Source organism: Pseudorhodoplanes sp. (assembly GCF_046289595.1).
In the GTDB taxonomy this organism is placed as follows: domain Bacteria; phylum Pseudomonadota; class Alphaproteobacteria; order Rhizobiales; family Xanthobacteraceae; genus Pseudorhodoplanes.
This window is the reverse complement of the sequence record NZ_JBKBVB010000018.1, coordinates 1-20,421: the sequence shown is the minus strand read 5'-3', so window position 1 is coordinate 20,421 and position 20,421 is coordinate 1. Positions and strand designations below refer to the sequence as shown.

Annotated in this window: 17 protein-coding genes and 1 pseudogene; 16 read left to right on the top strand and 2 right to left on the bottom strand. The window is 63.7% G+C overall.

Annotated features, from left to right (window positions below; translation table 11 throughout):
• The first annotated feature begins 229 nt into the window (after positions 1-229).
• The 16 genes from dnaE to ACK41X_RS06000 all read left to right on the top strand — a co-directional run bounded on the left by dnaE (position 230) and on the right by ACK41X_RS06000 (position 19,450).
• On the top strand, positions 230-3,652 hold the full coding sequence (gene dnaE / locus ACK41X_RS06075) for a DNA polymerase III subunit alpha (RefSeq protein WP_409720302.1): 3,423 nt from the start codon (positions 230-232) through the stop codon (positions 3,650-3,652).
• A 212-nt stretch (positions 3,653-3,864) separates the two neighbouring features.
• The gene (locus ACK41X_RS06070; RefSeq protein ID WP_409720300.1) at positions 3,865-4,860 is read left to right on the top strand and encodes a 30S ribosomal protein S2; all 996 of its coding nucleotides are present in this window, start codon (positions 3,865-3,867) and stop codon (positions 4,858-4,860) included.
• Between the two features lie 64 nt (positions 4,861-4,924).
• On the top strand, positions 4,925-5,848 hold the full coding sequence (gene tsf / locus ACK41X_RS06065; protein ID WP_409720298.1) for a translation elongation factor Ts: 924 nt from the start codon (positions 4,925-4,927) through the stop codon (positions 5,846-5,848).
• A gap of 27 nt (positions 5,849-5,875) precedes the next feature.
• Positions 5,876-6,592: a UMP kinase gene (pyrH, locus tag ACK41X_RS06060; protein ID WP_409720296.1), complete on the top strand. Its 717-nt coding sequence runs from the start codon at positions 5,876-5,878 to the stop codon at positions 6,590-6,592.
• Between the two features lie 92 nt (positions 6,593-6,684).
• On the top strand, positions 6,685-7,248 hold the full coding sequence (frr, locus tag ACK41X_RS06055; protein WP_409720294.1) for a ribosome recycling factor: 564 nt from the start codon (positions 6,685-6,687) through the stop codon (positions 7,246-7,248).
• A 38-nt stretch (positions 7,249-7,286) separates the two neighbouring features.
• Complete coding sequence (locus ACK41X_RS06050) at positions 7,287-8,033, top strand: isoprenyl transferase (RefSeq protein ID WP_409720292.1); 747 nt, start codon at positions 7,287-7,289, stop codon at positions 8,031-8,033.
• 2 nt (positions 8,034-8,035) lie between these two features.
• A complete protein-coding gene (locus ACK41X_RS06045) occupies positions 8,036-8,896 on the top strand; it encodes a phosphatidate cytidylyltransferase (RefSeq protein ID WP_409720290.1) in 861 nt (286 codons plus the stop codon).
• A gap of 3 nt (positions 8,897-8,899) precedes the next feature.
• The gene (dxr, locus tag ACK41X_RS06040; RefSeq protein ID WP_409720288.1) at positions 8,900-10,120 is read left to right on the top strand and encodes a 1-deoxy-D-xylulose-5-phosphate reductoisomerase; all 1,221 of its coding nucleotides are present in this window, start codon (positions 8,900-8,902) and stop codon (positions 10,118-10,120) included.
• 31 nt (positions 10,121-10,151) lie between these two features.
• Complete coding sequence (rseP, locus tag ACK41X_RS06035) at positions 10,152-11,297, top strand: RIP metalloprotease RseP (protein ID WP_409720286.1); 1,146 nt, start codon at positions 10,152-10,154, stop codon at positions 11,295-11,297.
• 168 nt (positions 11,298-11,465) lie between these two features.
• Entirely contained in the window at positions 11,466-13,865 is a 2,400-nt protein-coding gene (gene bamA / locus ACK41X_RS06030) for an outer membrane protein assembly factor BamA (protein ID WP_409720284.1), read from the top strand.
• Between the two features lie 54 nt (positions 13,866-13,919).
• Positions 13,920-14,993: a UDP-3-O-(3-hydroxymyristoyl)glucosamine N-acyltransferase gene (lpxD, locus tag ACK41X_RS06025; RefSeq protein ID WP_409720282.1), complete on the top strand. Its 1,074-nt coding sequence runs from the start codon at positions 13,920-13,922 to the stop codon at positions 14,991-14,993.
• Positions 14,990-15,451: a 3-hydroxyacyl-ACP dehydratase FabZ gene (fabZ, locus tag ACK41X_RS06020; RefSeq protein ID WP_409720280.1), complete on the top strand. Its 462-nt coding sequence runs from the start codon at positions 14,990-14,992 to the stop codon at positions 15,449-15,451. Before lpxD ends, fabZ begins: the two co-directional genes overlap by 4 nt.
• Positions 15,444-16,286: an acyl-ACP--UDP-N-acetylglucosamine O-acyltransferase gene (gene lpxA, locus ACK41X_RS06015; RefSeq protein WP_409720278.1), complete on the top strand. Its 843-nt coding sequence runs from the start codon at positions 15,444-15,446 to the stop codon at positions 16,284-16,286. Before fabZ ends, lpxA begins: the two co-directional genes overlap by 8 nt.
• Complete coding sequence (locus ACK41X_RS06010) at positions 16,283-17,161, top strand: LpxI family protein (RefSeq protein WP_409720276.1); 879 nt, start codon at positions 16,283-16,285, stop codon at positions 17,159-17,161. Before lpxA ends, ACK41X_RS06010 begins: the two co-directional genes overlap by 4 nt.
• On the top strand, positions 17,158-18,312 hold the full coding sequence (gene lpxB / locus ACK41X_RS06005) for a lipid-A-disaccharide synthase (RefSeq protein WP_409720274.1): 1,155 nt from the start codon (positions 17,158-17,160) through the stop codon (positions 18,310-18,312). The genes ACK41X_RS06010 and lpxB overlap by 4 nt, the downstream gene beginning before the upstream one ends.
• A 91-nt stretch (positions 18,313-18,403) precedes the next feature.
• Positions 18,404-19,450: a beta-ketoacyl-ACP synthase III gene (locus ACK41X_RS06000; RefSeq protein WP_409720272.1), complete on the top strand. Its 1,047-nt coding sequence runs from the start codon at positions 18,404-18,406 to the stop codon at positions 19,448-19,450.
• Positions 19,451-19,476: 26 nt separating this feature from the next.
• Here ACK41X_RS06000 and ACK41X_RS05995 read toward each other — a convergent pair whose 3' ends face one another.
• Complete coding sequence (locus tag ACK41X_RS05995) at positions 19,477-19,995, bottom strand: hypothetical protein (RefSeq protein ID WP_409720270.1); 519 nt, start codon at positions 19,993-19,995, stop codon at positions 19,477-19,479.
• Between the two features lie 306 nt (positions 19,996-20,301).
• Positions 20,302-20,421, bottom strand: a pseudogene (locus tag ACK41X_RS05990) (IS5/IS1182 family transposase); the annotation flags it as partial.

Here is a 20,421-nt window from a genome sequence, read left to right as displayed (position 1 = left end):
GGCAGGGTTCGCATCGTTGAGGTTGCGTTTGCGTTGATGTGGGCCCCGCTGCTTCCCGTTCCGGCCGGCGTCTCGGGCGATGGCGTTGCGGTCCGGTGCGGTGTTCGCCAACCACGGTGCCGCCCTGGGGAAAACGGGCGCGCAGGGGTGCGCGACGGGATTGGCAGTGGACTTGGCTGGCAGGCATCCCCACCATCGGCGCCGTCCGGTCAGATTCGCGAGGTTTCCGGTGTCGGATGCACCCTTCGTGCACCTGCATGTGCACTCTTCCTATTCCCTGCTCGAGGGCGCGCTGAAGATCGGCAAGCTTGCCGAACTCGCCAAGGCTGATCGGCAGCCGGCTCTGGCCTTGACAGATACCGACAACATGTTCGGTGCGCTGGAATTTTCCGAGAAGCTCGCGTCGTCGGGGATCCAGCCGATCGTCGGCTGTTGCTTTTCGGTGGACTTTGCCGACCAGCCGCGCGATCCGCGCAATCCGGCGCATAACAGGACGCTCCCTCGCGTCGTGCTGCTGGCCGCGCGCGAAGACGGCTATCGCCGCCTGATGAAGCTGTCGTCGCGTGCGTTTCTCGAGTCACCTTCCAACGAACCGCCGCATCTCCCGATCGCATGGCTCGAAGAGGCCGCGGACGGCCTTGTTGCGCTCACCGGCGGTCCGACCGGCGCACTGGACCAGGCCATCCGTGCAGGCCAACTCGACCTTGCTCAGGCACGCGCGCGCGTGTTGCGCGGCCTGTTCGGCGACCGTCTCTATGTCGAGCTGCAGCGTCACGATTTGCCGGAAGAGCGTGCCACCGAGACGCATCTCATCGACATTGCCTATGCGCAGTCTTTGCCGCTGGTCGCGACCAACGAGCCGTTTTTTGCAACCCCCGACGATTACGAGTCGCACGACGCGCTGATCTGCATCGCGGAAGGGCGGCTGCTCGCCGAGACCGACCGGCGCCAGCTCACGCCGCAGCATTATTTCAAGAGCCGCAAGGAGATGGCGGCGCTGTTTTCGGACTTGCCCGAAGCGATCGCCAACACGGTGGAGATCGCGCAGCGCTGCGCCTATCGCCCGAAAACGTCGAAGCCGATCCTGCCGCGATTCACCTCGGGCGAGGCCGATGAGGGCGCAGAGCTGCGCAAGCGCGCGCAGGACGGGCTGGAGCGCCGCATCGCCGCGCATGGCCTCGCTCCCAATGTGAAGCGCGAGGAATACGATGCACGGCTCGCCTTCGAGCTCGATGTCATCGAGCGCATGAAATATCCGGGCTATTTCCTGATCGTTGCGGACTTTATCCAGTGGGCGAAGCAGCACGACATTCCTGTCGGGCCCGGCCGGGGTTCGGGGGCAGGCTCGCTGGTCGCCTACGCGCTCACCATCACCGATCTGGATCCGATCCGGTTCGGACTTCTGTTTGAGCGATTTCTCAATCCGGAACGTGTGTCGATGCCGGATTTCGATATCGATTTCTGTCAGGACCGCCGCGACGAGGTGATCCGCTACGTGCAGGAGCGCTATGGCCGCGACCAGGTCGCCCAGATCATCACCTTCGGAACGCTTCAGGCACGGGGCGTGCTGCGCGACGTCGGCCGCGTGCTGGAAATGCCGTACGGCCAGGTCGACAAGCTCTGTAAGCTCGTGCCGCAGAACCCTGCGAATCCGGTGACGCTTTCGCGCGCCATCGAGGACGAGCCGAAGCTGCAGGCTGAACGCGACGCCAATCCGACCGTGCGCCGCGCCTTCGATATCGCGCGAAAGCTCGAAGGACTGACGCGCCACGCCTCGACCCATGCCGCCGGCATCGTGATCGGCGACCGCCCGCTGGCCGAGCTGGTGCCGCTCTATCGCGATCCGAAGTCGGACATGCCGGTCACCCAGTTCAACATGAAATGGGTCGAGCCGGCGGGCCTGGTGAAGTTCGATTTTCTCGGGCTGAAGACGCTGACCGTGCTCAAGACAGCGGTTGATCTTCTCAAACGGCGGAGCATTGACATCGATCTGTCGGCGATCCCGCTTGATGATCAGAACACGTATAAATTGCTGGGAAGGGCGGAAGCCGTCGGCATCTTCCAGCTGGAAAGTGCGGGCATGCGCCGCGCGCTGCTCGACATGAAGCCGGACCGGTTCGAGGATATTATTGCGCTGGTCGCGCTCTACCGGCCGGGGCCGATGGCGAATATCCCGACCTATTGCGCGCGCAAGCATGGCGAGGAAGAGCCGGACTATATCCATCCGAAGCTCGAGGAGGTGCTGAAGGAGACCTTCGGCGTCATCGTCTATCAGGAACAGGTGATGCAGGCCGCGCAGCTGCTCGCCGGCTATTCGCTCGGACAGGCCGATCTGCTGCGCCGCGCGATGGGCAAGAAGATCCGCAGCGAGATGCAGGCGCAGCGCGAGGGATTCGTGAAAGGCGCGGTCGAACGCGGCGTGCAGAAATCGCAGGCCGATGCGATCTTCGATCTGCTGGAGCGCTTCGCCGAGTATGGCTTCAACAAGAGCCACGCGGCGGCCTATGCGCTGGTCGCCTACCAGACCGCCTATATGAAGGCGAATTATCCGGTCGAGTTTCTGGCGGCCTCGATGACGCTCGACATGGGCAATACCGACAAGCTCGCCGAATTCCGCAACGAAGCCGAGCGGCTCGGAATCAAGCTCGAGCCTCCTTCCATCAACCGCTCGGGGCGCGCCTTCGAGGTCGAAGGCAACACGATCTTCTATTCTCTCGCGGCAGTGAAGGGCGTCGGCGGCCAGGCGGTCGATCAGATCGTGGCCGCGCGCGGTAATCGCCCGTTCCGCGACCTGAGCGACTTCGCCTCGCGCATCAACCCGAAGGCGATCAACAAGCGTGTGCTGGAAAGCCTCGCCGCGGCCGGAGCGTTTGACGGGCTCGATTCAAATCGCGCGCGCGTGCATGCCTCTGTCGAAGCCATGCTGGCGGAAGCGCAACGCTGCCACGATGCCGCCGAGTCCGGCCAGAACGAGTTGTTTGGCGGCCCTGCGCATCGCGAACCGCTGCGTTTGCCGAACGCCGATCCCTGGGTGCCCGCGGAACGCCTGCAGCGGGAATACGAGGCGATCGGCTTCTTCCTCACCGGCCATCCGCTCGACGATTACGCCAAGGCGCTGAAACGCATGCAGGTTATGAACTGGATGGAGTTTACCAAGTCGGTCCGCGCCGGAGCGAGCGCCGGCCGCACCGCCGCGACCGTGGTCTCGCGCACGGAACGGCGCACCAAGACAGGCAGCAAGATGGGCATCATCGGCCTGTCCGATCCGAGCGGGCAATATGAGGCGGTGCTGTTCCAGGAAGGGTTGCACCAGTACCGCGATCTTCTCGAACCCGGAAATGCAGTGCTTCTGTTCCTGACTGCGGAGGCCCAGGGCGAGGACGTGCGCGCCCGCATCCAGACCGTCGAGCGCCTCGACCAGGCCGCTGAGAAGGTCCAGAAGAGCTTGCAGATTTTCCTGCGCGACCCGGCTCCCCTCGACCTCATCACCAACCGGCTCGAACCAAAGGGCGACGGCGAGGTGCATTTCGTTCTGATGCTGTCGGATGGCGGCGAGGTCGAGGTGAAGCTGCCTGGCCGGTACAAGGTCTCGCCGCAGATTGCGGGTGCCATCAAGGCGGTCCCGGGCGTGGTGTCGGTCGAGGCCGGGTAGGGGCTCCCAGTCTATCGCGGGCCCCGCGAGCGGTGCCGGCTGCGCCCTTTTCCTTGCCTTTTCGGGAGCGGGCCGCTATATGGCCGCCCATCTCACACGCGGAGCTGGGCTTTGCCATCCCTTCAAGGGGATTGGGCCGGGCCTTCCGGTGGCGGTCGGGCCAGGTGGCCGGCTGTTCACATCATCCGCAGCGGACAAACCGGAGAAGACTTATGGCGCTGCCCGATTTCAGCATGCGTCAGCTTTTGGAAGCTGGCGTTCACTTCGGCCATCAGGCCCACCGCTGGAACCCGAAGATGGGAAATTATATCTTCGGCGTCCGCAACAATATCCACATCATCGATCTCGCCCAGACCGTGCCGATGCTGCATCAGGCGCTGCAGGCGGTGTCCGACACCGTCGCGAAGGGCGGCCGTATCCTGTTTGTCGGCACCAAGCGCCAGGCGCAGGATGGCATCGCCGAGGCCGCGAAGAAGTGCGCGCAGTATTATGTCAATTCGCGCTGGCTTGGCGGCACGCTCACCAACTGGAAGACGATTTCCGGATCGATCCAGCGCCTGCGCAAGCTTGAGGAAATGCTCGCCTCGAACGAGGCCCAAGGCTACACGAAGAAAGAACGCCTCGATCTGCAGCGCGAGCGCGACAAGCTCGATCGTTCGCTCGGCGGCATCAAGGACATGGGCGGTCTGCCCGACATGCTGTTCGTGATCGATACCAACAAGGAAGACATCGCGATCAAGGAAGCGCAGCGGCTCAATATTCCGGTCGCAGCGATCGTCGATACCAATTGCGATCCGAACGGCATCACCTATGCCGTCCCCGGCAACGACGATGCCAGCCGTGCGATTTCGCTCTATTGCGATCTCGTCGCACGGGCGGCGATTGATGGAATCAGCCGCTCCCAGGGCGAGCGCGGTATCGATATCGGTGCGGCCGCAGAGCCGGTTATGGAAGACCTTCCAGCCGGCAACGAAATGGGCTTCGAGCCTTTGCCCGGACCGCGCGGCGTCGCCGACGATCTCAAGAAGCTGCCCGGCGTGTCCGGTTCGATCGAGAAGCAGCTCAACGATCTCGGTATCTTCCACTATTGGCAGCTCGCTCCGCTCACTCACGAACAGGCGCACCGCCTGGGCGAAGAGGTGAAGCTTCCGGGCCGTGCCGACCAGTGGGTTGCAAAGGCCAAGGAATTCACCGCCGAGGCGGAGTAACGCAAAACGGGCGCGGCCTTCTGTTTGGCCGCGCCGCAACAGGACCTAACGCTGGATCGAGGACATGGCAGAAATCACGGCGGCGCTCGTAAAGGACCTGCGCGAACAGACCGGCGCGGGCATGATGGATTGCAAGGCCGCGCTGACCGAAACCAAGGGCGACCTGGAGGCGGCCGTCGATTGGCTGCGCAAGAAGGGTTTGTCGAAAGCTGCGAAGAAAGCCGACCGCGTCGCTGCGGAGGGGCTGATCGGCATCAGCACCGCGCCCGGAAAGGGCGCGGTCGTTGAGGTCAACGCGGAGACTGATTTCGTCGCCCGCAACGATCACTTCCAGGGCCTCGTCAAGCTGATTGCCGATGTTGCGCTGTCCACCGGCGGCGATGCAGAGGCTGTGCGCGCGGCCAAGGCCGGTAACAAGACCGTGCAGGAGGCGATCGCCTCGGCTGTCGCCACCATCGGCGAAAACATGACGCTGCGCCGCGCAGCCTCTCTATCGGTCGGTCAGGGCGTCGTCGGCACCTATATGCACAACTCGATTTCCGAGGGCTTGGGCAAGATCGGCGTATTGGTCGCGCTCGAATCCCCGGGCAACGTCGAGGAGCTTGCCGCCCTCGGGCGCCTGGTCGCGATGCATATCGCTGCTGCTGCACCGCTCGCGGTGGATTCGTCCGGTCTTGCGGCCGAGGTGATCGAACGCGAGAAGGGCGTGCTTGCCGACAAGGCCAAGGCGTCGGGCAAGCCCGACAACGTGATCGCCAAGATCGTCGAGTCCGGGCTCAAGAGCTATTACAAGGAAGTCTGCCTGCTCGATCAACCCTATGTCCATGACGACAAGAAGAGCGTTGCGCAGGCGCTGAAGGACGCCGAAGCCAAGGTCGGCGGTCCGATCAAGGTCACCGGCTTCGTCCGATACAAGATCGGCGAGGGAATCGAGAAGCAGGAGAGCGACTTCGCTGCCGAGGTCGCCGCTGCCGCCGGTAAGAGCTGAGCCCGGCCACGCAAGGACGATCGCATCATGGCCCAACCGGTCTATGAACGTGTGGTCGTCAAGCTGTCAGGCGAAGCCCTCGCGGGTCCGGCCGGTTTCGGCGTCGATCAGGCCATCGTCGAGGCAATCGCCGCCGATATTGCCGCCTGCCGCCGGCTGGGTGTTGCGATCGCGCTTGTGGTTGGCGGCGGCAATATCTTCCGCGGCGTGGAGGTCTCCAATCGCGGGGTGTCGCGCCCGACCGGCGACACCATGGGCATGCTCGCCACGGTCATGAACAGCCTGGTGCTGGAGGCAGCGATCGAGCGCCACGGTGCCGCCGCCGCGACCCTGTCGGCGGTGCCAATGCCAACCGTGTGCGATCACTTTTCACGCCGCCGGGCCATCGAACTGCTGAATGAAGGCCGGGTTGTGGTGCTCGCAGGCGGCACCGGAAACCCTTATTTTACAACCGATACAACGGCGGTGCTGCGAGCGGCCGAACTCGACTGTGAGGCCGTCCTGAAGGCCACGAATGTCGACGGCGTCTATGATGCCGACCCTAAGCGGGACAAATCCGCCAGGCGATACGACCGGCTGAGCCCGGGCGAGGCCCTCGAGCGAAATCTGAAGATCATGGATAGCACCGCGTTCGCGCTTGCCCGCGAAAATGCTATGCCTATCATTGTTTTTTCGATCCGCGAGCCGGGAGCGATCGAAGCCGTCTTGCGCGGGCAGGGACGCGCGACCATCGTTGCCGGCTAGGCCGGAGCAGATTCGGCCCCGCGGAACAGCCTTCCGGCGCCGGTCAGCCGGTCCGCCGTCCAACACCGAGCGTGGCGAGAGATCAGATCAAGATGGCAGCGACAACCCACGACCTTAACGACTTGAAGCGCCGGATGCAGGGCGCCATCGGCGTGCTCAAGCAAGAACTGTCCGGCCTGCGCACCGGACGCGCCAATGCAAGCCTGCTGGAGCCGGTCCAGGTCGACGCTTACGGCACCCACATGCCGTTGTCTCAGCTTGCCACGGTCAGCGTTCCCGAGCCGCGCTTGCTCAGCGTGCAGGTCTGGGACAAGACCATGGTCCATGCCGTCGAGAAGGCGATTACGGCGGCCAATCTCGGGCTTAACCCGCAGACCGAAGGGCAGGTCATCCGCCTGCGCATACCGGAGTTAAACGAAGAACGCCGCAAGGAACTTGTGAAGGTTGCGCATAAATATGCCGAGGCGGCACGCGTGGCGGTACGCCATGTGCGGCGCGACGGCATCGACGTCGTCAAGAAGCTCGAAAAAGATCATCAGATATCGAAGGACGAACAGGAGCGGCACGCCAACGACATCCAGAAGGCTACCGACCAGGCCATTCACGACATCGATCAGATGCTTGCCAACAAGGAAAAGGAAATCCTCACGGTCTGACGCAACCGCGGGATTTTGCGGACTTGAAAACCATGTCGATGGCAAAAGTTTCATTCGACGGCACTTCGGGTTTTGAGGTGCCCCGCCACGTTGCCATCATCATGGATGGCAACGGGCGCTGGGCTGCAGCCCGCGGACTGCCGCGTGGGGAAGGGCATCGGCGCGGGGTCGAAGCGCTGCGCCGTACGGTCCGCGCAGCGGGTGAAATCGGCATCGGCATTCTGACGATCTTCGCATTCAGCTCGGAAAACTGGTCGCGGCCGCAATCGGAGATCCGCGATCTTCTCGGATTGCTGCGTCTGTTTATCCGCAAGGACTTGTCCGAGCTCAACCGCAACAATGTCAGGGTGCGCGTGATTGGTGATCGGGAAACGCTCTCGGACGACGTGCGAGGGTTGCTCGAAGAGGCGGAAGAGCTGACCCGCAACAACAGCGGCATGACTCTTGTTGTGGCTTTCAATTACGGCGCGCGGCAGGAAATCGCGAGGGCGGCGCAGCGTATCGCCGAGGCGGTCGTCTCCCGGGGCCTGTCGCCCGCCGATATTTCGGCCGATAAGCTGTCCGAATTCATGGACGCGCCCGATCTGCCCGATCCCGACCTCATCATCCGAACCAGCGGCGAGCAGAGGTTGTCGAATTTTTTGCTGTGGCAATCGGCCTATAGCGAACTCGTATTCATGCCAACCTTCTGGCCCGACTTCGACCGCACCACACTGGAGCAGGCGATCTCCGAATATGCGCGCCGCGAGCGCCGTTTTGGCGGATTGGCTGCCGCCGGGACGTAACGATGAATGGCGGCAAGCAATCGATACCGCTGACCGATACGACGTCCACGCCGTCGTCGCGCAATCTTTGGCTGCGGGTCGCATCAGCGGCGGTGCTCGCACCATTGGCGATCGCGGCGGCGTGGATCGGTGGCTGGCCGTTCACGGTGTTCTGGGGCATTGCCGCCATTGCCGTGTGGTGGGAATGGATCGGTCTTGTCGAGCCCTCCGGACGCAATGTGGTGCTTGCAACCGGTGTGTGCGCGCTGATGCTGCAAGGCATTCTGTTCGAAACCGGGCAACTCTCGATCGCACTCATGATCGTCGCGCTGGGCGTGCTTGCGGGCATCGTGACGGCCGGTAAGCGTGCGGCACCGGCTGCCATCGGCGTGATCTATGCCTCGTCTTTGCTGCTCGCCGCGCTTATCCTGCGCAGTGATGTCGCGTATGGATTCGCCGCGATCGTATTTCTTTTTGCGATCGTCTGGAGCACGGATGTCGCCGCGTTTTTCGCCGGCCGGGCGATTGGCGGGCCTAAGCTTGCGCCGTCGGTCAGTCCGAAAAAAACGTGGTCTGGCGCCGTGGCAGGACTCCTGCTTGCAATTGCCGCGGCGATCGGAATTGCCGGGCTGTTTTCGATCGGTAATCCGGTCATGATCGGCGTGGTCGCTGCGGTTCTATCCGTTTTCTCCCAGCTCGGCGATCTCTTCGAATCCGGACTGAAGCGCAGTTTCGAAGTGAAAGACGCAAGCGCCTTGATCCCCGGTCACGGCGGGGTCATGGATCGGCTCGACGGTTTCATTTTCGCGGTTGCGGCAGCCGCAATCATCGGTGTAGCCCGCGGCGGCCTGGACAACCCAGCCGCCGGGCTTCTGATCTGGTAGGCTTTGATGGCAGTGCTTTCTCCCGTCGCGCAGTCCGGCGCAGCGCAGCGCAGCGTCAGCGTCCTGGGTGCCACAGGTTCGATCGGCGCGAGCACCTTCGATCTGTTGATGCGCCAGCGCGACCGCTACAGGGTCGAGGCGCTGGCGGCGCAACGCAATGCAGAGGCGCTGGCCAAGGCCGCAATCTCGCTCGGAGCGCGGTTTGCGGCGGTTGCCGATCCCGCATCCTACGCAGCTCTTAAGGATGCGCTAGGTGGATCGCAGATCACACCGGCGGCGGGAGCCGACGCGGTGATCGAGGCGGCATCGCGGCCGGCCGACATGGTGGTTGCCTCGATCAGTGGCGCCGCGGGCCTGGCGCCAACAATGGCCGCCATCGAGCGTGGTGCGACAGTGGCGGTCGCCAACAAGGAATGCCTGGTTTGCGCAGGTGGATTATTCATGCGGCGCGCGGCGGCACGGTCCGCCACCATCCTGCCGGTCGATTCGGAACATAATGCGCTCTTTCAGGCGATGGCCGCGGGACGTCGGGAGGACGTGCGCCGCCTGATCCTCACTGCGTCGGGCGGTCCGTTCCGGACCTGGAACGCGGACGCGGTGCGCAACGCGACCCCCGAACAGGCGCTCAAACATCCGAACTGGTCCATGGGCGCGAAGGTCACGATCGATTCCGCAACCCTGATGAATAAGGGTCTGGAACTGATTGAGGCACATCATCTGTTCCAGATGCCGGCGCGGGATATCGACGTATTCGTCCACCCGCAATCGATCGTCCACGGCATCGTCGAGTTCAAGGACGGCTCTTTCATCGCCCAGCTCGGTGCGCCCGATATGCGTATCCCGATATCGCATTGCCTTGCCTGGCCCGACCGTATGGAGGCGCCCGCGCGTCCATTGCGCCTGGAGGAAATGGCAAGCCTGACCTTCGAGGCGCCGGATCTGGCGCGGTTTCCCGCCCTGGGCCTTGCCCGCAGCGCGCTGGAGGAGGGCGGAGCCGCGCCGACCGTTCTCAATGCGGCCAATGAGATCGCAGTTGCCGAGTTTCTGGACGGCCGCCTCGGTTTTGCCGCCATTCCGGCGCTCGTGGACGCAACGCTCGAAGCTGCTGCGCGTCAGGGACTGGTTGGCGAACCGGAGAGCGTGGAGGAGGCTCTGGCCGTCGATCGGGAGGCCCGCACGCTGGCGAGCACGCTGAAGGACTCCGTAACCGTCCGGCTTCACTAAATTGCCGACATTATCGGGATAGAGAGAATCCATGGGGTTGTTCGAGAATTTCAGCCTTTGGGGCGGCGGCGTTACCGGTGCGCTGCTGCCGTTTCTGTTCGTGCTGACCATCGTGGTGTTTTTCCACGAGCTTGGGCATTTCCTGGTCGCCCGCTGGTGCGGGGTGCGGGTTCTGGTGTTTTCCGTGGGCTTCGGCCCGGAAATCCTCGGGTTTAACGATCGCCACGGCACGCGCTGGAAGATTTCGGCGATCCCGCTTGGCGGCTATGTCAAGTTCTTCGGCGACGAGGACGCAGCCAGCACGCCCAATCACGCCGGCATCGCCACCATGACCGCGGCGGAGCGCCGCCAGAGCTTTCACCACCAGAGCGTCGGCAAACGCGCAGCAATCGTCGCCGCCGGCCCATTCGCCAACTTTCTGCTGGCGATCCTGATTTTCGCGTCGATTTTCGTATTTTATGGCAAACCCTCGACCTCGGCGCGGGTCGATGGCATCCAGCCCGACAGTGCCGCCGCCGCCGCCGGTTTTCAGCCGGGCGATGTGGTTGTGGCCATCAACGGCCGCCCGATCCAGACCTTCGCCGAGATGCAGCGGGTGGTCTCGACCAATGCCGGCCAGGAACTTTCGGTCACGGTCGACCGCGGCGGCACCCGCCTGGAGCTGAAGGCAACGCCGACGCTGCGCGAGATCAAGGACAATTTCGGCAATACTCACCGGGTGGGAGTCCTCGGGATCAGCCGCTCGATGGCGCCCAACGATGCGCAGCTTGAGACGGTCTCGGTCCTTCCGGCGCTGGGGATGGGCGTCGGCGAGACCTGGTTCGTCATCGAGCGCACGCTGTCGTACCTGGGCGGCGTCGTCTCCGGTCGCGAGGCCGCCGACCAGCTCGGGGGCCCGATCCGGATCGCGCAGGTTTCGGGTCAGGTGGCGACCGTCGGCTTCGTGGCACTGATGAACCTCTCGGCGATCCTGTCGGTCTCGATTGGTCTCCTCAATCTGTTTCCGGTTCCGCTGCTTGATGGCGGTCACCTTTTGTTCTACGCGATCGAGGCGATCCGGGGCAAACCGCTGTCGGAACGGGCCCAGGAAATGGGGTTCCGGATCGGATTGGCACTGGTGCTAATGTTGATGATTTTTGCAACGTTTAACGACATCATTCACCTTGCCTCATCCTGACACCGCTTGATGGGGAAATCGTGTGGCGATGAGGCAACGTACGGAAGGTTCGTGGTGGATCGGGACGGTTTCGTTTGCGCCGATGGCTTGAGGCTGTAAAACAGAAGCAGTGTTAGACACTTGTTTACGATTCTGGCCGTCAAAGGGGTGGGATTAAAGCGCGTGGGAATGGGAATCGGTACCCGAGTGTCGCGGGGGGTTAGGCTGGCTGCCTTTCTTCTTGCAGGAATGGTTTTTGGCGTCACCGTCATCGCGGTGCCGGCGGGTTCCGCTTTTGCCCAATCCGCAGGCAGTATCGTGGTGGAAGGGAATCGGCGGGTCGAGGCCGACACGATCCGGTCCTACTTCAAAGGCGGCCTGAACGCCGCCAGCATCGACGAAGGCCTAAAGGGCCTCTACGCCACCGGACTGTTTCAGGATATCCGCATCCGCCAGGCCGGCGGACGGTTGATCGTGACCGTGGTCGAGAACCCGGTCATCAACCGCATCGCCTTTGAAGGCAACGTCAAGGCCAAGGACGAACAGTTGCTGGCCGAAATCCAGTCGAAGGTACGCGGAACGCTGTCGCGTCCGATCGTGCAGTCGGATACGCAGCGGATCATCGAGCAATATCGCCGCAATGGGCGCTACGACGTCCGGGTCGTGCCGAAGGTCATCGAGCTTCCGAACAATCGGGTCGATCTCGTCTTCGAGATCAACGAAGGCCGCAAGACCGCGGTCAAGTCCATCCGTTTCGTCGGCAACCGGTATTATTCGGATTTCCGGCTCAAGGATGTCATCCGGACCACCGAATCCAATCTTCTCAGCTTCTTGAAGTCGAGCGATGTCTACGATCCGGACCGGATCGAGGCGGACCGTGACCTGTTGCGCCGCTTTTACCTGAAGCACGGCTTTGCCGATGTTCGCATCGTTTCGGCGGTGAGCGAGTACGACCCGCAGCAGGCGGCGTTCATCGTTACCTTCACGATCGAGGAGGGCGATCAATACAAATTCGGAGCGGTGGACATTCAGTCGAATGTCCGCGCGGTCGATGCCGCTTCGGTCAGGGACAAGCTGACGGCCCGTTCGGGCAACGTCTATAACGCCGAAGCGGTCGAAAAATCGGTCGAGGCGATTTCGATCGACGTCGCGCGCCGCGGCTATCCATTCGCCGTGGTCCGCCCGCGCGGCGATCGCGACTTCGAAAACCGGCTGATCAACGTGGTCTTTACGGTCGAGGAAGGGCCGCGCGCCTATATCGAGCGCATCCAGATTCGCGGCAATACCCGCACGCGCGATTGGGTGATCCGGCGCGAATTCGATCTGGCGGAAGGCGATGCCTACAATCGCGCCCTGGTCGAGCGCGCCGAGCGCCGCCTGAAGAATCTGAACTACTTCAAGTCGGTGAAGATCACCAACGAGCCTGGCACTTCACCAGATCGCGTCGTCCTCAATGTCGAGGTCGAAGAACAGTCGACCGGCGAATTCTCGATCTCGGGCGGCTATTCGACCCAGGACGGCTGGCTCGGCGAAGTGTCGATCGGCGAACGGAACCTGCTCGGCCGCGGTCAGGCGGTGCGCGCCGCGCTCCAGTACGGTCAGCGTGCGCGCGGCTTCGAATTGTCGTTCATGGAGCCGTACTTCCTTGACTATCGGATGGCCCTTGGCCTCGATTTCTTTGCCAAGGAAACCGACAAGCAGCAATACACCTCCTACGACACCAAAACGATCGGCGGCGCCGTGCGGCTCGGCTTTGAGCTGCGCGAGGATCTGGCGCTGCAATTGCGCTATTCGTTGTTCTCGCAGGAGGTCAAACTCCAGGACGGATATTCGTCCTGTTTCGCAACCGTGCCGTGGGATCCGAGCAACAAGCCAGCCGGGTGCGGCGACGTCTCCGTCGTCCCGTCGCTGCCGGTACGCCTGAGCTTCAATCAGGGCGCGCAGCTCACCTCCATGGCGGGTTACAGCCTGATCTACAACACGCTGGACAACAATCGTAACCCGACGGGCGGTATTCGGGCCGAGCTCAAGCAGGAACTGGCCGGGCTCGGCGGCGACGTGAACTTCTTGCGTTCCTCGGGCGATGCGCGATTCTACCATGAAGTGTTCCCGGACTATGTCGCGCTGCTTCGTGTGCAGGCCGGCAATGTCACGCCGTGGAACGGTAACGATTTGCGCTTCAACGACCTGTTCCAGGGCGGCCCCAATCTGGTGCGCGGCTTCCGGCAGAACGGCTTCGGTCCGCGCGACGTGACGCCCTGGACGACGCAGGACGCCATCGGGGGCGCCAATTTCTGGGCCGCCAGCCTTGAGCTGTTCATTCCGCTGCACTTCATCCCGAAGGATATCGGTATCCGCGGTTCGATCTTTGCCGACGCTGGTTCGGTCTGGAACTACCGAGGTCCGACGAGCGCCTCCGGCGAGGTGATGAGGTTCGAGGATTCCAAACTGATTCGGACCTCTGTCGGCGCCGGCATCGTGTGGGAGTCTCCGTTCGGACCGCTGCGCTTCGACTATGCGATCCCGCTCACCAAAGAGAGTTACGACATCGTCCAGGAATTCCGCTTCGGCGGCGGGACGAGGTTCTGATCGGCACAGCTCCGGTCGTCCGGACGCCGCCAGTAGGATGTGACGAGCCGGCGGATGACTGAACCGATCTTCTTCAGACGAAGCGGTGGCATGACCGTGGGAGAGATCGCCGCGCTCGCCGACGCGACCTTGTCTGACCCGGCACTGGCTGAGCGCCGGATTACCAACGTTGCTCCGCTCGACCGCGCCGGCCCGCGCGATCTGACCTTCTTCGAGAACCTGACCTATGCCGAAGGTCTGAAGTCAACGCACGCCGGGGCCTGCCTGATCAGCGAGCGCTTCGCCTCCGACGCGCCTCCCGGTCTGCTGTTGCTGATCGCCAAGGAACCCTATCGCGGTTTCGTCGCGGCCGTGCGAAAGCTCTATCCGGACGCGATGCGTCCCTCGTCGCTGTTTGAGGCGGACGGCATCACTCCGGGCGCTTCGATCCATCCCAAGGCTCGGCTTGAGGACGATGTCACCGTGGAGCCCGGCGCCCTGATCGGCCCGCGCGCCGAGATCGGCGCAGGCAGCGTCATCGGCGCAGGCGCGGTGATCGGCGCAGAGGTGCGGATCGGGCGGGACTGCAGCATCGGAGCGCATTGCTCGATCATGCATACGCTGATCGGAGATCGCGTCATTCTGCATCCGGGCTGCCGCATCGGACAGGACGGGTTCGGTTATCTCATGAGCCCGCGCGGGCATCAGAAGGTGCCGCAGGTCGGCCGTGTGATTATTCAGAACGACGTCGAAATCGGCGCAGGAACGGCGATCGATCGCGGCGCAATCCGCGATACCGTGATCGGTGAGGGAACCAAAATCGACAACCTCGTTCAGATTGGTCACAATGTCAGCATCGGCCGTCATTGCGTCATCGTCTCGCATGTTGCCCTGGCCGGCAGTGTGACCTTGGAGGACTTCGTCGCGATCGGCGGTTGCACGACCATCAATAACCATGTCACCGTGGGTGAAGGTTCCCAGATTGCAGGCTTCAGTGCGGTGAATGTCGATATCCCGCCGGGCGGGCGCTTCGGCGGCATCCCCGCGCGGCCAGCGCGGCAATGGCTGCGCGAAATCGCAGCGCTGGAGCGGCTGGTGCGCCGCGACGGCAAGAAGAACAAAGCAGAAGGCGAGAGCGGACGTTCATGAACGAGGAAACGGGTACGCTGGGAAGCGCAGACATCGCGCGCATTCTGAAAGCGTTGCCGCATCGCTATCCGTTTCTGATGGTGGATCGGGTCACAGGCATGCGCGCCGACGAGTTCGCCATCGGCATCAAGAACGTGACAGCCAACGAACCGCAGTTTATGGGGCACTTTCCGGACAACCCGGTTTTTCCGGGCGTGTTGATGATCGAGGGTATGGCGCAAACCGCGGGCGTGCTCTGCATTTGTTCGGGGGAGGCCGGAAACGCCACAAAGAGCGTGTTCTTCCTCACCATCGACAAGGCGAAATTCCGCAAGCAGGTCGTTCCGGGCGACACCATCGAATATCATGTCACGAAAATTGCCAGAAAGCGCATGATGTGGTGGTACCGTGCGGAGGCAAAAGTCCAGGGCGCGCTGGTGGCGGAAGCCGAAGTCGGAGCCATGATCGTCAATGCTTGAAACGCACGACGCCAATATCCATCCGACCGCGCATGTCTCGCCCGGTGCAGTGATCGGAAAGGGCGCTTCGATCGGCCCCTATTGCGTGATCGGGCCGAATGTCGTGGTTGGCGAGCAATGCCGGCTGATCAGTCATGTGTCGCTTTCCGGCCATACGGCTGTCGGCGAGCGAACCGTGATCTATCCGTTCGCGTCGCTCGGCACACCGCCGCAATCGGTCAAGTATCGCGGCGGACCGACTCGTCTCGTGATCGGTTCGGACTGCGAAATCCGCGAAAGCGTGACCATGAATACCGGCACCGAAGATGACGGCGGTGTTACCGAAGTCGGCAACCATTGCACCTTCATGGTCGGCTCGCATGTCGGACATGACTGCAAGGTCGGCAGTCACGTCACGCTCGCCAACAACGCGGTGCTTGGCGGCCATGTCGTGGTCGAGGATTATGTGTTCATGGGCGGACACTCGGCGGCCCATCAGTTCGTGCGGATCGGCGAAAGCGCGATGATCGCGGGGGTGACCGGTCTTGGCGCCGACGTGATCCCGTTCGGCTTCGCCATCGGCCAGCGCGGCGAGCTCGACGGCCTCAACGTTGTCGGCATGCGGCGGCGTGGCTATTCGCGCGCCGACATTCACGGGCTGCGTCAGGCCTATCGCGCGCTGTTTCTGGTGCGCGGTCATTTCAAGGAGCGGGTCGAAGCGGTCGAGCGCAATTTCGCGCACGACCCCGTGGTCGCCAAGGTCATCGCCTTCATCAAGGCCGGCGGCTCCCGCCCGCTGATGAAGGCCGGGAAGTCCGGCCAGTCCGGAGAAAGAAGCCCGGCCGGAGAGTCATGACTGCCCCGGGCCTGCCAGCGGACGCAGGTCCGGTCGCCATCATCTGCGGCGGCGGCACATTTCCGTTCACCGTCGCCGACGCGCTCGTAAACAGCGGACGGGGGGTCGTGCTGTTCGCCTTGCGCGGCTGGGCCGACCCCGAACGGGTGAAGAACTATCCGCATCATTGGGCGCATGTCGCCCAGCTCGGCCGGTTTCTGCGCCTGGCGCGACGCGAGGGCTGCCGCGACGTGATTTTCATCGGCACGGTGCTCAGGCCCAGCTTCGGCCAGCTCCTGAAGTTCGATCTCGCGACGCTGCGGGCGCTGCCGGGCGCGATCCGGCATTTCTACGGCGGCGACAATCATCTGCTCACCGGGATGGCGCGTCTGCTCGAGGGCCATGGCTTCCGCCTGGTCGGCGCGCACGAGGTGGCGCCGGAAATTCTGGTGCCGGAGGGGCCGCTTGGCCGGGTCGCGCCGTCGGCTGCCGATCGCGCCGATATTGCCCAAGGCCTCGATGTGCTGCGCACCATCGGGCCGCTCGATATCGGGCAGGGCGTGGTGGTGGCGAACCGGCATGTCATTGCGGTCGAGGCCGCCGAAGGCACCGACGAAATGCTCCGGCGCGTCGCCGAATTGCGGCAAAACAACCGGTTCCGCGCTCCGTTGGGGACCGGCGTCTTGGTCAAAGCGCCGAAGCCCGGCCAGGACCGCCGCTTCGACCTGCCGTCCATCGGACCGCGCACCGTCGACGGCGTCGCAGCAGCCGGGCTCGCCGGGCTTGCCGTCATTGCGGGTGGCACCATTGTTGCCGAACCGCAGATTGTGGTCCAGAAAGCCGACCGGGCCAAAATCTTCGTGGCCGGCTTTCCGGAACCCGGCAGCGCCGCATGAAAGTCTTTCTGGTCGCGACCGAAGAATCCGGTGACCGTCTTGGTGCAGCGCTGATGCAGGCGCTGAAAACAAGACTTGGCCCGCAGGTCGCATTCCGCGGCGTCGGCGGCTACGAGATGGCGGCGCAAGGTCTGCCGTCGCTGTTTCGCATCGACGATCTCGCCATTGTCGGCCTTGCCGGCATCACCCAAGCCTTGCCGAAGCTAATTTCGCGCATCCGCCAGACCGCGCGCGCCGCACTCGACGAAAAGCCGGACGTGCTGGTGATCATCGACTCGCCGGACTTCACCCATCGCGTGGCGCGCCGCGTGCGCAAGAAGAACCGCACGATTCCGATCGTCAATTATGTCTCGCCCTCGGTCTGGGCCTGGCGGCCGGGTCGCGCCCGCGCCATGAGCCGCTATATCGATCATGTGCTGGCCCTGCTGCCGTTCGAGCCCGACGTCCACAAGAAACTCGGAGGCCCGCCATGCACATATGTCGGCCATCCTCTGGTCGAGCAGATCGACGAATTGCGGCCGAATGCGCAGGAGGCGGCGCAGCGCACCGAAGGCACGCCGCTTCTCCTGGTGCTGCCCGGCAGCCGCAAGAACGAAATCCGGCGGCTGATCGAACCCTTCGGCCGCACGGTCGAGCGCATCGCCAGGACGGTCTGGCCGCTCGACATCGTGATCCCGACCACGCCGCATCTGCAGGATCTCGTGGTCCGCGAAACCGCGCGCTGGCCCTTGCGGCCGAAGATCGTGGTCAAGCGCGAGGATCGCCGGGCCGCGTTTCGGGCGGCGCGTGCCGCCCTCGCCAAATCCGGAACGGTGACCCTCGAACTCGGGGTGTCCGGCGTTCCGATGGTCACCGCGTACAAGATGGCATCCTGGGAGGTCGCGATTGCGCGCCGCCTGATCCGGGTGCCGTCGGTCATCCTGACCAACCTCGTGCTCGGCGAGAATGTCGTGCCCGAATTCATCCAGAACGATTGCACGCCGGACAAGCTCGCGGCAGCGCTGACGCCGCTGCTGACCGACAGTCCCGCGCGGCGCAAGCAGGTCGAAGCCTTTGCCCGGCTGGACCAGGTGATGGAAATCGGCGTGGCGCAGCCCGCCCGGCGCGCGGCCGAAATCGTGGAAGATGTTGCCAAACGTGGCAAATCTTGAACGGAAGGGCTCGCCATAAACGCTGGTATCCGGCCGCGTTCCCGCCTAATTTGCCGCTTCATTTTTATCGCCCCGTCATCGGCGAGTCTCAATGAAAAACGGTCACGACCCAAAAACACCAGCGATAACAGGCGTTTGCGGGTATCTTCCGGACTACGTTCTGAGCAATGCCGAACTGGCTCGGCTGGTCGATACCTCCGATGCCTGGATCACCGAGCGTACCGGCATCCAGGAACGGCGGATTCTGAAAGGCGAGGGGCTCGGCACCTCCCATATGGGTGCGGAGGCGGTGAAGGGGCTGCTCGCGCGCACCGGCACCAAGCCCTCCGACGTCGATCTGTTGATTTGCGCGACCACCACGCCCGATTTCGTTTTCCCCTCGACCGCCAATCTGATTGCCGACATGGTCGGGATCGGACCGGTCGGCTCGTTCGACGTGCAGGCCGCCTGTTCGGGCTTCATCTACGCCATCACCATCGCCTCGCAATTTGTCGCCACCGGCCAGTGCAAGAAAGTGGTCGTGGTCGGCGCCGACAAGATGTCGGCCATCATCGACTATACCGACCGCGCGACCTGCGTGCTGTTCGGAGACGGCGCCGGCGCGGTGCTGATCGAGCCGAGTCCGAATGGCGAGGGCATCCTCGATACGCTGATCTGTTCCGACGGATCGGGCATGATCCATCTGCATCAGAAGGCGGGCGGCAGCCGTCTGCCGCCGTCGGCCGAAACCGTCGCCAAGCGCCAGCATTATGTCTATCAGGAAGGCGCCGCGGTCTATAAATTCGCGATCGCCAAGATGGCGGAGGTCGCCGGCGAGATCATGTCCCGCAACAACCTGCGCGGCGACATGATCCAGTGGCTGGTACCGCATCAGGCCAACCGGCGCATCATCGAATCCACGGCCGAGCGCATGGGCATGCCGATGGATCGCGTGATGATGACGATCCAGAAATACGGCAACACCACCGCAGCGACGATCCCGCTTTGCCTGTGGGATTACGAGAGCAAGCTGAAGACCGGCGACCGGCTGATCCTCGCCGCATTCGGCGGCGGCTTCACCTGGGGCGCAGCCTATGTGACCTGGGCCTATGACGGCGCCGCCCGCGCCGCCAACGGACATGGCGCCCATTCCGCGTGACCGGACGTCACGCGGCGGCGTTGCGTTCACAGCGCTCTGATCCGCGGCATGGCCACGGGCGTTTGAGTTTCCGGCTGCGGCGGCGCGGGCGTCTCCGCATGCGCCGCCGGCGCGTCAGCGCGAGGGCTTAACATCCGGTCGCGGGCAACGGCGTCTTCGGCAGCTGTTGCTGCGGCTTGCGTGTCGTTACGACCGGAGCGCGCCGTGACGAAGGCGCGAAACCAGGCCCGATCGTCTTCCCCGACGTTGGACCAGACGCGCAGGAAGCAGGCATGCATGTCGCCGGTGCAATCGCCTTCGCGGCGGCATTGCGGTACGGCGCAACTGCGCCAGGTCTCGAACAGACGGCACAGATGCAGTCTCATGGCGTCGTGCTGCCTCCGGATCGCGAGCCCTTTGGCGTGCTGTTCGGGTGTCTGCCAGTCGTGCCGGGCATAACGCCCGGCGGCGCTGCGTTCTGTCTTGCTCGGCCCGGTCTTGCTCGGTCCGGTCTTGCTCGGTCCGGTCTTGCTCGGTCCGGTCTTGCTCGGTCCGGTCTTGGTCACTGAAGCCTCCTTGATGATGAGCGGGAAAAGCGCGCAGGGGCGCGTTGCCCGGCGCCCGTGTGGCCGGGATGCGGCAGGAGGCCCCCCACGCGAAGGTGAGGGGGGTGGAGCGCCGCGGGGCGCACCATCCGTGTCCGCATCACGAGGATGCGGCGCGCGCCGTGACGCAAAGCGCGCTCGCCGCGCGGCGCTCCACCGCGGCGTTCTGGCGGAGACCCGTTGGGCCTTCGATCCGCCAACCCCGGGCCGCGCTTCCCGCACGGGCTTTTGCCCGGGCGGTTCAAGCGAGCTCCTCGCGCGCCGGTCCTAGGTAGTGGACTCATAATGCCTGAGCCAGAGGCGTGACGCCGCCAGTGCGATGGCAGCAAGAAAGTTCCTGGCAAGCTTGTCGTATCGGGTGGCGATGCGCCGGAAGTGCTTCAGCTT